We start from the raw sequence: 13,270 nt of genomic DNA, 5'->3' as shown, positions 1-13,270 counted from the left end.
CACTCAATAACAAGATGTAGGGATAGTTATAGGGACTAATTCTTCGATAAAAAAACGGATTTAATCCGATAAAACATCGATTTTTACGAAGTGTACGACAGTCAGATAGGCCATCAATGATCAGTTTTTTTCGAATTAAACCTGAAAAAACAACAAATAATCACGACAGCAGGAGACAAAAAAGCACAGTTAATTCATAGCCCTAGAAGACAAGGCTATGACTTGAGATCCAGCAGGCGCATTTCCCTGACGCAACCGCTATCCAACTCGCTGCTGCACCTGATCACAGATATAGGCACCGATCGGAATCGCCGAAGTGGCTGCCGGTGATGGCGCGTTGCAAACATGGAGCGAATGGGGACTCTCGGCAAATAGAAAATCGTGCACCAAAGACCCGTCCTTCATTACCGCCTGAGCCCGAATCCCGGTCGGATACGGTTGCAGATCCTCCCGTTCGATTCGGGGACAATACTTGCGCACCAGTTTCAGATAACCGGACTTAAACAGCGAATTCTTCCACTCCTGCATCCCGGTGCGGAAGTTCGCGGCCGTCAGCTTCCACCAACCGGCAAATCGGAGCATTTCCCAGCTATCGCGAAGACTGAAATTAACCGGTGCCGGCGAGTAGCCTTCCCGCTTCCAGCCCTGAACCGCGTTGGGGCCGACCGTCACCGAACCATCGATCATACGGGTCAGATGAACCCCCAGGAACGGTAGATCCGGATCCGGAATCGGGTAGATCAGGTGTTTGACCACCTGATTGTGGCGAGCCGCCAACCGGTAATACTCACCCCGGTAAGGGACGATCTGAAAGTCGGTGGGGATTCCCAACATACGGGTGGTTCGATCGGCCATCAAACCACTGCAACTGATCAGAAAGCCCCCTTGGATGGATTCACCCGCTCGGGTCTTAACAACCACCCCCTGGGCATTTTCCTGCAGCCCAACCACCTCGGTGCTGAGCCGAACCTCACCGCCCAGCTGTTGAAAGCACTCGGCCATCTGCTCACACACCCGGGTGTAGTCAACGATACCGGTGGTTTTAACCCGAATCGCTCCGCTTCCGATTATATGGGGCTCTGCTTCGCGTAACTGCTGAGCATCAAGCAGCTCGACCTCCAGACCGTTCTGCAGTGCACGCTGGTACAGTGCCAGCATACGCTCGTGCTCCAGCGGGTTGGTCGCCACCAGCAGCTTTCCGCACTGATCGAAGGCAATGTCGTGCTGCCGACAAAACGCCATCGTCGCGTCCACCCCCTGCTTGCAGAACCGTGCCTTCAGACTGCCAGGGGCATAGTAAATCCCAGCGTGGATAACACCGCTGTTATGGCCGGTCTGATGCCGAGCCACACCAGACTCTTTCTCAAGCAGCAGGATGCACTTGTCAGGAAACCGTTGCTGCAACTGCCAGGCCGTCGATAGGCCGACAATTCCCCCGCCAACAATGACGAAATCGTAGTTCATTCGGATGACTCTCCCGCCTTAGCTTGCCCAGCCGCTTCATAACGGGCGCCACTGTATCGATAAATGACCGGGTAAGAAACCAAGTGCCCCAATTACGACTAGGCTCAATTAAATCGCCATCGTTTTGTTGGAGTGTGCTCATGTCGATCAAGGTCGCTATCTCGCAAAAACCTCCCGTGCTGCTGAACCTACCGGCGTCACTGGCAAGTGCAGTTTCGGATATCCATGAGGCAGGAGAGAGTGGAGCCAAGCTTCTAGTCTTTCCTGAAACCTATCTGCCCGGCTACCCGACCTGGATCTGGCGCCTGCGTCCCGGCGGCGATATGGCCCTGGGCAACCAACTGCACGAGAGACTGGTCGCCAACTCGGTCGATATCGATGGCGGCGATCTGGATCCGATCTGCGAAGCCGCTGCGCGCCAGTAACAGGTTGTCGTCATCGGCATGAACGAGCGAGACCAACGCTACAGTGGCTCAACCTTATACAACAGCGTGGTGGTGATCGGATCAGACGGTGAGATCCTGAACCGACACCGAAAATTGATGCCGACCAACCCGGAACGGATGGTCTGGGGAGCCGGGGATGCGTCGGGCTTGCAGGTTGTAGACACTCCAGTAGGCCGGATCGGCTGTCTGATCTGCTGGGAGAATTACATGCCGCTGGCGCGTTTCGCCCTCTATGCGCAAAATCTGGATATCTATATCGCCCCAACCTGGGACAGCGGCGATGTCTGGCTGGCATCGATGAATCATATTGCTCGTGAGGGTGGATGCTGGGTAATGAGCACCGCTACTGCGATGGAAGGCAGTGACATTCCCGCCGACTTCCCCAGCCGTGAAACGCTGTTCGGCGATGATGAATGGATCAATCCCGGTGATGCGGTGATCATCAAACCCTTCGGCGGAATACACAGTGGGCCGCTTCACCAACAGAAAGCCATTCTGTATGCCGATATCGAAATCGAGGCCGCTCGACGGGCACGAAAGCCCCTGGATGTGGCCGGGCATTACAATCGGCCGGACCTGTTCAGCCTGACCGTCGATCGCCAGTCCAAGCCTCCGGTAGCGTTTTAAAGGAAGAACCTTAACCGGTGGCGCTTTTATCGGTAACAGGATGGATCCGATCCGAAAGGCAACGCTGAATCAAAACTTCTGCCGCCTGTAATCCTGCTTGTTTAGCTTGTTGCTGAAGCGGAACCAGCTGGCTGGCTGGCTGGCTTTGTACCGGCTGCTGCCAAGTTGTGGCCAGGCTGTCAGCCAGCCGAATATAGAACTGACTCCAGGGAATCTGCTGATGCCGGGTATAGCTTTTAAACCGGCGACCATAGTCTTGCGCCTGCCCCCACCAGCCTCTTAGCAAGCAAGTTTCGATAGCATCACGCAGAAACCAGAAATAGTTCTGACTCGGCGCTCCCGGCCGCAGCAACGCTTCACCTTGTTCGAGGGCATTTCGGCACCGGGCCTCATCCTCCGTTACCAACGCCAGTGCCCCAAAAGCGATGGCGCCGACATAGCTGAAATGAGTCTCTTCGGCGACCTTGATCGCTTGCTCGGCATATCTCAACGGCGTCGGATCATGGTCTCCGCAACGGGCCTCAGGCCAGCGGATAACCCTGGCAAGGGTCAATAGATAGAGTGCTTCGAAGCGCTTTGCCTTAAGACTCCGGGCGGTTTCCAGTGCCAGTTCCAGTTCTCCGCGAGCACGTTGATACTGCCCCATCTCGCAGAGCGTCTTGGCCAGGCAGCTTCCCCGACCGACCATTTCCGTGCGCCGATCCTGGCGGGCCACCGCCAGGGTAATCGCTTCGGTAATATCGTCGACGGATTCAGGTAATCGATTCAGGTAAAGCCGCATATGTCCGCGTAATGACAGGTTCGGCGCCACGTAGCGCTGCAGCTCGTCCCCATGGCACAGACTGAGGCACCGATCATAGGCCTGTTCGGCGCTCAGAAGCTTGCCGGCCAACAGACTGGCATCCCCCAGGCCGCTATGGGCCTGGATCTGGTTGACCACGGAGCCAACCTTATCTGCATATTCAAATGCCTGACGGTGATGGCTGAGGCAACCCTCGATCGCGCCAGAGGAGAACAGCAGATTCCCCCAGAGATTGTGTATCTGGGCCAGGGCCTCATCGTCGTGCAGCTGTTCGGCAATCCCGGCAGACTTCTCAACCTGCTCCAACCCCTGCTCCCCCAACTCCAGAATCCGCAGCGACTGGACCAGTTCGATTCGGGTCAGCAGCTCTCGCTTGGCCAGTTCCGGTGTCGTCGGCTCCGCTTCCAATAACCGAACCGCCTGCAAGAAGTGGTTGGCAGCCTCACGATGGGCCCAGGCTGCTCCGGCACGCAAGCCTGCCTGGTGCCAATACTCGATCGCCGTCACCACCTCCCCGGCCGACTCATAGTGGCTTGCTGCCAGTTCCGGCGCACTCTCAACCAGCTCGGTAAAGTCTCGACATAAGGTCTGTGCAATCCGAAGGTGATGGGCACGTCGGTCAGACTTCAGCAGCGCATCGTAGGCAACTTCACGCACCATCATATGGTGAAAGCGGTACTGTCGCCGCCCTCCCTCACCACTGCTGTGGAGCAATCCCGATTCGACCAGTGCCGCCAAGGCCTGTCGCGTGCGATGCGGTTCAAACGGGGTGCTCTTGTCGACCAGCTTCTGACTGAACCGCCGTCCCAGCACCGCGATAAACTGAGCGACATCCCGGTGCGATCCTAACCGATCGATACGGGCTCGCAGGGAATCCTGCAACGAGCTTGGTACCTGAACCTCCTGGTTTTCGGCCTCTCCCTGCTCCAGCACCGAACGGGTTAGTTCTTCGATGTACAGCGGTGAGCCCTCGCAGCGCTGCAGGATCTGCTGGCGGATCTCCGGCGAGATACGGGTTTGACTGTCCAATGCCTGGATCAGCCCCAGCGCCTCGGTATCCGAGAGTGGCGTCAACGGCAATTTCAGCCCCGGTGAAGATGGTCCGGCCAGCCAGGTCAGCGGCGCTCGGGAGGTGATGCAGAGCAGAATCGGCCAACGGCTCAGCCTTGCGGTCAATTGATTGAGAAACTCCGCGGTAGAGGAATCGATCCAGTGGGCATCCTCGATCGCGATCAAGAGGGGACGTTTCCGGCTACACTGCTTCAGCACCCGCAGTAGGGCGTTGAGTTTGGCCCGCCGCCACTGCTCCGGCGACGAGGCCTCCGTTTCGGATGGAACAGAACCCTGCTGCGCATCGCCCAGGGCCATCACACTTATCCATCGATGAAGTTCGGGATCATCAACGCCGTGCCCGGTCAGAAACTCGCCCAGGAAGCGTTGGCTGTCACTTTCCGAGGGCTGTTCGGCCCGATCCAGTTCCAACAGCGATTGCCAATGCCGCACGACGGGGTAAAGCGGACGGTCTTTAAAAAACGGTGAGCAACGCAACAGCACCCGTTCATATCGTCCCGAAGCCCGGGTCAGCAAGTAGTCCAACAGCCGACTCTTACCCAGACCGGAGCCTCCTTCGATCACCAGCAGCCCGTCTCGGCTCTCCCGATTCAGGTAGCTTTCGAGTTGATCTATCTCCCGCTCGCGACCCAGTAGCGGCATTTCCTTGGCTCGGGTCAACGCGCCGGCAACCGCGATCGCCCGGTAAGTCGCCAGGGGCTGATTGATTCCCTTAAGCTGCTGATCACCTAGCGGTTGCAGCCGAAAACGCTTATCCACAACCCGCCGGGTTCCGGGCCCGATCACCACCCAGCCGGGCTCGGCTACGGCCTGCAACCGCGCAGCGATATTGGGCGTATCCCCCAGCACTTCATGCTCTTGGACCGCTCCCTGTCCGATAACATCGCCGGCCACGACCAGCCCGGTCTCAATACCAACCCGGGCTTGTAGCGGCTTCCCGTTCGGATGGGGCAACAGGCCCACCCGGCTTGTCAGCTCCAACCCGGCCCGTACCGCCCTCTCGGCATCCAGTTCGCCGGCTCGGGGATAACCGAAGTAGACCAACATGCCATCACCCATATAGCGGGCGATATAGCCGTCGAACTGCTCGATAACCTCGGTACAACAGTGCTGAAAGCGATGGATCAGATCACGGAAATCTTCCGGGTCGCACCCCTGCGACAGTGCGGTGGAACCGACCAGATCACAAAACATCACCGTCAGTTGTCGGCGTTCAACATGGGAACTGTTGAGATCTTCTTGGATGGAGGAAGGAGTGGTTTGTTGTTGATCACCCAGTGCCGCGCCACAACCACAACAGTAGAGTGCCGAGTCCCCGCTCAGCGCTTGCCCGCAGGCTTGACAACAGAGCGGTAAACGGGCCGCACAGCTGCTGCATTCTGCCACTCCCTGGTCGCATGACGTTCCACAGGCGGGGCAATACATGCTCTTTCCGGTTAAGTCCGAATGATATCGCCGCGCATGCTGTACAGGATAAACAACACCTCTTCCATCTCCCGCTGACCAACATTGTTGTGCTGCATCGCTTTCAGGGCATCGTCCAGCACCGCCATAAATTCGGCATGGTCGATATTCATATGGGCATGGGCGCTCTTCATATCCGCCCCTTTGTAACAGGGTGGACCACCGGTTCCGGTGATAAAGAACTCGGCAACCGTGGCTTTCAAAACCGTCGGATCGGAAGCGCCGAAACGGGTAGATATCAGCGGATTCTGGCGGTGCAGGTCGACAATATCACTGGAGATTCGGGTGATGGCATCGGTGCCGCCCAGGCGTTCAAACAGAGTCGCACTCATAACGGAGGTCCTTGTGTTGTTGCGATTCAGTTCACTCGCCGCTGTGCGATCAGGGCGAGCTGCACTGTATTGATCAACATCACAATGTTCATCACAGACCCCAAAAACAGCGGCGGAATCGAAAACGTGGCGAAGTAAGCATAGTCACGTTGACAGCACTCAACCAGCCGATCTACCGTTGGGTTTTCAGCCCACCCTCTCAGGAATCAACATGAGCTTTGAAAGCTGGCTCGCCTTCAGCAGCATTGCGATGATCGCAACCCTGACCCCCGGACCCGCGATTCTGCTGGTCATGACCCATAGCCTGCGCACCGGTATCGGTCGCGCCTGTTATGCGATGGCGGGGAACGTCAGCGGCCTGTTTTTGATGTCCTCCTGCTCGGTGCTGGGTCTGAGTGCGCTGGTACTGCACTCGTCGCTAGCCTTCACGCTGATCAAGACCCTCGGTGCCGCCTACCTGATCTACATGGGGATCAAACTCTGGCGCCACGGCATCAAACTGCAGACTCCGACTCGAGCTGCATCGATCGACGAATCGCTGCACGGCGGCCAACCGCAGAGTGAGCTCCACACCTACATCCAGGGCTTGCTGGTCTCGCTGACCAACCCCAAAGCAATTGTGTTCACCACTGCGCTGTTTCCGCAGTTCATCGATATCCACAGCGCCCTACTGCCCCAGTTCAGCCTGCTGGTGGGGACCTTTATGCTGTTCTCGCTACTCTGCCTGCTGGGTTATGCGCTGCTGGCCAAACGGCTGTTGGGGGGGATGGCCGAGACCACCGGCCAAAAGCTGTCCCGTATCTTCGGTGGCACCTTTGTCGGCGCCGGCCTGGCATTGGCGTTCAGCAGTCAACGCTGATATCAACCGGAAGCATACGAATGAGCGATAACGGGCAACGACGTGCCGATACGCTGGTGGTTCTGGATTTCGAAACCACCGGTTTGTCGATCGACAATGGCGACCGGGCAATCGAGATCGGCGCGGTCCGGCTGCTCAACGGCCGGATCACCGATCGGTTTCAATCCCTGATGAACCCGGGACGCAGAGTCAGCGGCTTTATCGAGTCCTACACCGGTATCAGCAACGCCATGCTGGCCCGAGCCCCGATGGCGGAACAGGTCATGAGCGAGTTCGCCGAATTTCTCGGCGACGATAACCTGGTGGCCCACAACGCCAGTTTCGATCAACGTTTTCTGGAAGCCGAATTCAACCGTGTTCGCCATCGCCAAACCGGTCAGTTTGCCTGCTCGATGCTCTGTGCTCGCCGAGTCTACCCGGAGGCACCGAACCATAAGCTCGGCACCCTGGTGCGCTGGAAACAGCTGCCCACCGACGGCACCTACCACCGGGCCTTGGCCGATGCGGAGATGACCGCCCACCTCTGGGTACGGCTGCTGGACGATCTGGCACAACGACTCGACACCAAACCAGAACAGCTACCGCTGTCGTTGTTGCGTCAGCTCGGTAAAACCCAGAAAGCCCAGCTGCCGAAACTGCTCCAACGCGCTGCTGCCGAACTTGCCGGAACCGGCTGATGCGCCTGGATCGCTTTCTCGCCAACCAGCCCCAATACAGTCGCCGTCGGGCCAACGAACTACTGGCTGCGGGTCGGGTCGAACTGGATGATCAGCCGGTTCACGACGGCACCCTGAAGGTGGATCGGTTCAGCCGTATCGCCGTGGATGGTCAACTGCTGCAGCAACGCCAAGCGCGCTACTTCATGCTCAATAAACCGGCCGGCATCCTCAGCGCCACCCGGGACGATCAGCACCGCTGCGCCACCGAACTGATCGAGCCGCATGAGCGCGACGGCCTGCATATTGCCGGACGGCTGGATCGCGCCAGCACCGGCCTGTTGCTGCTCAGCGATGACGGCAGCTGGACCCGGGTACTGACGGAGCCGGACAAGGCGATCGAGAAGATCTACCGGGTCGAAACCGCCAACCCGATCGATCCGCAAACCCAGGCCAGCTTTGCCGAGGGGATCTATTTTTCCTACGAGGGGATCACCACCAAGCCGGTCAAGCTGGAGCAGCTGAGCGAGCGCTGCGTTCGCCTGACTCTGACCGAGGGTCGCTACCACCAGATCAAGCGGATGTTCGGCCGTTTTCGCAACCCGGTGCTGGCCCTGCATCGGGAACAGATCGGCGCAATCCGGCTCGACCCTGAGCTGTCCCCCGGCCAATACCGTCCGTTGACTGCGACCGAGATCAACAGCGTCATTTGTCGCTAATTTGAAAACCGAATGCACGACGGTCTAATAACGTAGCGGATTAATGACTCGATCGCTTAATCTGCCTGCTTAGCCTTTACACCCAGTCATTGACGATGGACCGACCATGAAACTGACCCGCCAGCAACTCGACCGCGCGGTCGAACAGCATATCCTCGATTCGACGCAGGCCCAACGGCTGCTCGAGTTCCTACGCGACAATCCCGCCCCCGGCGCCCGCTTCGATTTCACCCATCTGCTCTATTACCTCGGCGGGTTGGTGGCGATCGGTGCGATGACGCTGTTTATGAATCTGGGCTGGGAGTCCTTCGGCGGTTGGGGTGTGTTCGCAATCGCCCTGCTCTACCTGGTCGCCGGGTTGGGGTTGGCGTCACGATTTGAACGACTTCAGCACCCGATTCCCGCTGGAATCTGCGCCACCTTCGCGGTCTGCCTGACCCCGCTGGCGGTTTTCGGCCTGCAACAGGAGCTGGGGTTCTGGCCTGACGGCGAGCACTATCGCGACTACCACCGCTATATCGAGTGGCACTGGCTAATGATGGAGCTCGCGACTCTGGCCGTCGGTGCGATGGTCGCCTGGCGCTACCGCTACCCGTTCCTGCTGATGCCGATCGCCGTCACGCTCTGGTACCTGTCGATGGACTTGGTGGCAATGATCAACGACGGCGATTACGACTTCAAACTGCGCTCGCTGGTGTCGATCTACTTCGGTCTGCTGGTGATGTTCGGCGCGTTCTGGGTCGATATCCGTAGCCGCCACAGTCTGGATTACGCCTTCTGGCTCTACCTGTTCGGAGTTCTGACCTTCTGGGGCGGTCTGACGATGCAGGACTCCAACAGCGAACTGGGCAAGCTGGGATATTTCGGAGTCAATCTGCTGCTGATCGGTCTGGGAGCGCTATTGGTGCGGCGGGTATTCGTGGTGTTCGGCGGGCTTGGCTGCTGTGCCTACCTCGGCCACCTGGCCTTCGATCTGTTCGAAGACAGCTGGCTGTTCCCGATCGCACTGTCGCTGATCGGGCTGCTGATCATCTATCTGGGGATTGTTTGGCAGCGCCACGAGCAGCGCATCAGCCGCAAATTACAGACGCTGTTACCCGGCGCGCTGCGCGAACTGCTGCAGGCGCGCCGGTTCTAGAGCTGTCGGTAGGCCGCAGCGCTAGCGGTTAGCGCTGGCAGTCCGACTCGCACCGGCCGGTTTGTTACCACCGGAACGACGGCGACGACGCGGCTGTCCTCCAGGCGGCTTATGGCCGCGGGCATTTTCACCCGAGCGTTGGCCATCGCGATGACCTTCCTTGGGTTTTTTCGGCTTCTTGGGCTTCTTCGGCTTGCGGCTCAGATCGGTTTCCGGCAATTCATGGGTCGCCTCAAAGCCCTCAACCACAACTCGGGGAATCTGCTGGCTGATCAGCCGCTCAATTCCGACCAGTTGCTTGGTCTCATCGGCGCAGACTAGCGATACCGCATGCCCGGAAGCGCCGGCCCGGCCGGTGCGACCGATACGGTGGACATAATCTTCGGCTACGTTGGGCAGATCGAAATTGACCACCTGGGGCAGCTGATCGATATCCAACCCGCGGGCGGCGATATCGGTCGCGACCAGGGTACGCAGCTCGCCACTCTTGAACTGGGCCAGTGCCTTGGTGCGGGCGCCCTGGCTTTTGTTGCCGTGGATCGCTGCGGCCTTGATCCCCTTGCCTTCCAGGTGGCGACTAAGGCGATTGGCACCGTGTTTGGTACGGGTGAACACCAGCACCTGTTGCCAGTCGTTGTCTTTGATCAGGTGGGTCAGCAGGGCCGATTTACGGTTTTTGTCGACCGAGTAGAGCTGCTGCTCGACGGTTTCAGCGGTGCTGTTGCGCGGCGTCACCGATACCTCGACCGGATCGTTGATCAGCCCCTTGGCCAGGGAACGGATCTCGCTCGAGAAGGTGGCCGAGAACAGCAGGTTCTGACGCTGGCTGGGCAGCAGCTTCAGAATCCGTTTGATGTCATGGATAAAGCCCATGTCCAGCATCCGGTCGGCTTCGTCGAGCACCAGCACTTCGAGCTGATCGAACCGCACCGCATTCTGGCTGTGAAGATCCAGCAACCGTCCCGGCGTCGCCACCAGAATATCGCTGCCACCGCGAAGACGCTGCATCTGCGGATTGATCTTGACCCCGCCGAACACCACGTTGGAGCGTAGCGGCAGGTTCTTTCCGTAGGTCGAGACACTGTCGGCCACCTGGGCCGCCAGCTCGCGGGTCGGGGTCAGGACCAGCGCCCGGCACTGGTTCGATTTGACTCGCGGGCCGCCCATCAACCCCTGCAGCAGCGGCAGCGTGAAGCCGGCCGTTTTACCGGTACCGGTCTGCGCGGCTGCCATCAGATCACGTCCGGCCAATACCGCCGGAATCGCCTCGGCCTGAATCGGTGACGGCGAGTCATAGCCCTGTTCGGCAACGGCATCAAGAATCTCGGCGCACAGGCCGAGGGAGGCAAATGTCATGCTGTGATCTCATACAACGGTAGGAAGGGTCGGCACTGCGGGCCGACACGGAAGGCGGTGCAGCTTACAGCAACCGCGCCGGTGGCGCCAGCCCGAACGGGGATTGGAGAGAGGTTGGAGGGAGAGGATCCGTCCGGGCCGACCGAAGCCAGCCCGGCTCGGTTCAGGCGTAGCTGTGCGCCTTACGGAAATAATCGAAGGCCCGGGACAGCTGCTGTTGCTGCGCGGCGGTCAGGGACTCAAAGCGGATCCCGTAGAGGTATTGGCCGCCGTCGGTCCGGGTGCAGCGCATGATTTTTGCGCGCAGGGACAGCCTTGAGGTTGGTTCTTCCGGCAACAGGATCTCCACCTGCAGCGGCTCACGCTCGTTAAGCGCCTCCAACAGTTTGATTTCGGCACCGGTCATACTCAGATTCTGGGTCAAACCGCCGACCGCCACCCCCGCCTGGCAAAGCGAAACCTCTAGCTGATTGTTGATCCGTGGCGCCTGGCGTTTGTCATCGGCATGGCGTGTCGGTGCGCTTACCTGGTCGGTCCGGAAACGCGCCAACAACAGGTCGAGTTCATCGGATACGCGATGCAGATCACCGGCCACCAGCGAGATTGAACCAGCCTTTTCCGTGCTGACGGTCAGTACATCGAACAACTCGTTCAGTTCCTGATGGAGGGAGGTCAATTGCTCTACCTGGCTCTGATTCAGCTGTGCGATCTGGGTCGAATTTTCCGAATTCCGCTCGACATCCGCCGTCATCGACGCCAGGGTTTCCAGCGTCTGCTCCGACTGCTGTTGTGACCGGTTCACCTGCGCCGTGACCTGTTTCATGGAGTCGACCGATCCTTCGACCTGGGTGGTCAACTCGTGGATCAGCGTGGTGATCTCGGTGGTGGAATCGGCGGTACGCGTGGCCAAGCCTCGAACTTCATCGGCCACCACGGCAAAACCGCGCCCCTGCTCACCGGCACGAGCCGCTTCGATGGCCGCATTTAGCGCCAGCAGGTTGGTCTGCTCGGCCAACGAATCGATCGCCTCGATGATCGAGTGAATCTTGTCGGTCGCCAACTTGACCGAGCCCAACCGTTCAGCGGTCACACCGACACTGTCGACGGCGCTGGTCAGTTCGCTGATGCTCTGTTGCATCACGCCGACGCCCTGCTGCGCCACCTCTCGGGTCTGCTGTGCATTCAGGTGCGCGGCTTCAATATGCTCGCTGACATCGGCGGCAATCTGCTGCAGAGAATCGATCGCATGCATCACCTGCTGGGCACTTTGCTGCTCCTGCTCGCTGATGCTGGAGACTTCGCCGGAAATCGTGGCAATCTGCATCGAAGAGTGCGACATCTGCTTGCTGTTCTGCTGCACCGTATGGATCACATCGCTGAGCATCGAGCGCATTCGATCCACATTACGGATCAACAGCCCCAGTTCATCACGCTGTTCGGATTCGCCCGGATAGGCGCAAAGATCGCCGCTGCCGATGCGCTGGGTACTGTTCACCACCTGATACAGCGGCGTGGTGATGTTTCGCGCCAGCAACCAGGCAATCAGCAGTGAAGCGATCAGCGCACCAGCCCAGGTCCACAACAGCGAGATAAGCATCGTCTGCACTTTGCTGTCCGACTGCTGTGCCAGCATCAACACGGCCTGGTTCATTGTCGTCAGCACATCGACACTGAGCTGATCGATCTGGGCCAGTTGTGCACTGTCCGGGGAGCGGGAAACGGCGTCGCCGATTCGCTGCTGAAGTTGCCCCCAAAGCTTATCCACCTCGGCAAGTTGGGAACGGATCTCGGCGTTGACCGTACCGGGCAATTCGATCGGCTTCTGCATCGCCGGATCGAGGTAAGTGGTACCGCCATCGCGCAGCGCGTCTAAGGACAGCTCAAATAACTGGGCCGTTCGCTGCATCGGGGCTGGATCAAAGGCCTGTTGTTGCACGCGGGCCTGTTGAAACGCGACGAAAAACTCCTTGGTAAACTTCTGGGTCAGCATCCGCTGACGTCCGGCGATATTCACCACCAAGCCATCGCTTTTCTGGGCGTCCAAGGTTAAATAGGTGTAACCAACCGTCGCACTGAGTACCACCACAAACATCAGCGACAGACCCAGCAGTTTTTTTCCGACACTCAACCGGTTGAATCGCAGCAGACTTTCCAGCTTATCGGCGATCAGAGCCATTAGACCACTCCTCCATAGCAGCCCTGTTGAGGGTACATCGGCCGGGCAGAAAAGCGGCTTCGCCCGACAGACAGCGCACCGACGCAGGGCACAACATCCACCACCGGGAGTGTAAGTGCCATAAAAAGCTAAGACACTGAAAAAGAAGCTGATTTGATCT

General features: G+C 58.8%; 9 protein-coding genes and 1 pseudogene. 5 read left to right on the top strand and 5 right to left on the bottom strand.

All coding sequences use genetic code 11. The annotated features are described in order from the left end of the window. Positions 1-258 precede the first annotated feature (258 nt). Positions 259-1,464 carry an L-2-hydroxyglutarate oxidase gene (gene lhgO / locus ACO05M_RS09195; protein ID WP_421870598.1) on the bottom strand — a complete coding sequence of 402 codons (1,206 nt, stop codon included), beginning with the start codon at positions 1,462-1,464 and terminating at the stop codon, positions 259-261. Positions 1,465-1,604: 140 nt separating this feature from the next. On the opposite strand from lhgO, the pseudogene ACO05M_RS09190 reads away from it, so the two are divergent. Beyond that, positions 1,605-2,537: pseudogene (locus ACO05M_RS09190) on the top strand (carbon-nitrogen hydrolase family protein). A 10-nt stretch (positions 2,538-2,547) separates the two neighbouring features. Here ACO05M_RS09190 and ACO05M_RS09185 read toward each other — a convergent pair. Together ACO05M_RS09185 and ACO05M_RS09180 are read right to left on the bottom strand one after the other, a co-directional pair. Then, positions 2,548-5,796: an ATP-binding protein gene (locus ACO05M_RS09185; protein WP_421870595.1), complete on the bottom strand. Its 3,249-nt coding sequence runs from the start codon at positions 5,794-5,796 to the stop codon at positions 2,548-2,550. A 50-nt stretch (positions 5,797-5,846) separates the two neighbouring features. Next, the gene (locus tag ACO05M_RS09180) at positions 5,847-6,206 is read right to left on the bottom strand and encodes a group I truncated hemoglobin (RefSeq protein WP_421870592.1); all 360 of its coding nucleotides are present in this window, start codon (positions 6,204-6,206) and stop codon (positions 5,847-5,849) included. Positions 6,207-6,417: 211 nt separating this feature from the next. Here ACO05M_RS09180 and ACO05M_RS09175 point away from each other — a divergent pair, with 211 nt between their 5' ends. From ACO05M_RS09175 to ACO05M_RS09160, 4 genes are all read left to right on the top strand, one after another. Then, positions 6,418-7,065, top strand: a complete 648-nt coding sequence (locus ACO05M_RS09175) for a LysE family translocator (RefSeq protein WP_421870589.1) — start codon at positions 6,418-6,420, stop codon at positions 7,063-7,065. A 20-nt stretch (positions 7,066-7,085) separates the two neighbouring features. Beyond that, entirely contained in the window at positions 7,086-7,742 is a 657-nt protein-coding gene (locus ACO05M_RS09170; RefSeq protein WP_421870585.1) for a PolC-type DNA polymerase III, read from the top strand. Continuing rightward, positions 7,742-8,440, top strand: a complete 699-nt coding sequence (locus tag ACO05M_RS09165) for a pseudouridine synthase (protein WP_421870583.1) — start codon at positions 7,742-7,744, stop codon at positions 8,438-8,440. The genes ACO05M_RS09170 and ACO05M_RS09165 overlap by 1 nt, the downstream gene beginning before the upstream one ends. Before the next feature lie 106 nt (positions 8,441-8,546). Further along, positions 8,547-9,578, top strand: a complete 1,032-nt coding sequence (locus ACO05M_RS09160) for a DUF2157 domain-containing protein (protein ID WP_421870580.1) — start codon at positions 8,547-8,549, stop codon at positions 9,576-9,578. 21 nt (positions 9,579-9,599) lie between these two features. Here the strand turns inward: ACO05M_RS09160 and ACO05M_RS09155 are convergent, their stop codons facing one another. Both ACO05M_RS09155 and ACO05M_RS09150 read right to left on the bottom strand, forming a co-directional pair. Beyond that, the gene (locus tag ACO05M_RS09155) at positions 9,600-10,934 is read right to left on the bottom strand and encodes a DEAD/DEAH box helicase (RefSeq protein ID WP_421870577.1); all 1,335 of its coding nucleotides are present in this window, start codon (positions 10,932-10,934) and stop codon (positions 9,600-9,602) included. 163 nt (positions 10,935-11,097) lie between these two features. Further along, a complete protein-coding gene (locus tag ACO05M_RS09150; protein ID WP_421870575.1) occupies positions 11,098-13,110 on the bottom strand; it encodes a methyl-accepting chemotaxis protein in 2,013 nt (670 codons plus the stop codon). Positions 13,111-13,270 lie beyond the last annotated feature (160 nt).

Source organism: Motiliproteus sp. (assembly GCF_965230735.1).
In the GTDB taxonomy this organism is placed as follows: Bacteria; Pseudomonadota; Gammaproteobacteria; order Pseudomonadales; family Balneatricaceae; genus Motiliproteus.
The sequence above is the reverse complement of the archived record's forward strand: the minus strand, read 5'-3'. Positions and strand labels throughout refer to the sequence as shown.

What these genes read in the sequence shown, in the direction of transcription:
- ACO05M_RS09165 (WP_421870583.1), top strand. Translation starts at nt 7,742, where the DNA reads ATGCGCCTGGATCGCTTTCTCGCCAACCAGCCCCAATACAGTCGCCGT.
- ACO05M_RS09180 (WP_421870592.1), bottom strand. Translation starts at nt 6,206, where the DNA reads ATGAGTGCGACTCTGTTTGAACGCCTGGGCGGCACCGATGCCATCACC.
- ACO05M_RS09150 (WP_421870575.1), bottom strand. Translation starts at nt 13,110, where the DNA reads ATGGCTCTGATCGCCGATAAGCTGGAAAGTCTGCTGCGATTCAACCGG.
- ACO05M_RS09160 (WP_421870580.1), top strand. Translation starts at nt 8,547, where the DNA reads ATGAAACTGACCCGCCAGCAACTCGACCGCGCGGTCGAACAGCATATC.
- ACO05M_RS09170 (WP_421870585.1), top strand. Translation starts at nt 7,086, where the DNA reads ATGAGCGATAACGGGCAACGACGTGCCGATACGCTGGTGGTTCTGGAT.
- ACO05M_RS09175 (WP_421870589.1), top strand. Translation starts at nt 6,418, where the DNA reads ATGAGCTTTGAAAGCTGGCTCGCCTTCAGCAGCATTGCGATGATCGCA.
- ACO05M_RS09155 (WP_421870577.1), bottom strand. Translation starts at nt 10,934, where the DNA reads ATGACATTTGCCTCCCTCGGCCTGTGCGCCGAGATTCTTGATGCCGTT.
- lhgO (WP_421870598.1), bottom strand. Translation starts at nt 1,464, where the DNA reads ATGAACTACGATTTCGTCATTGTTGGCGGGGGAATTGTCGGCCTATCG.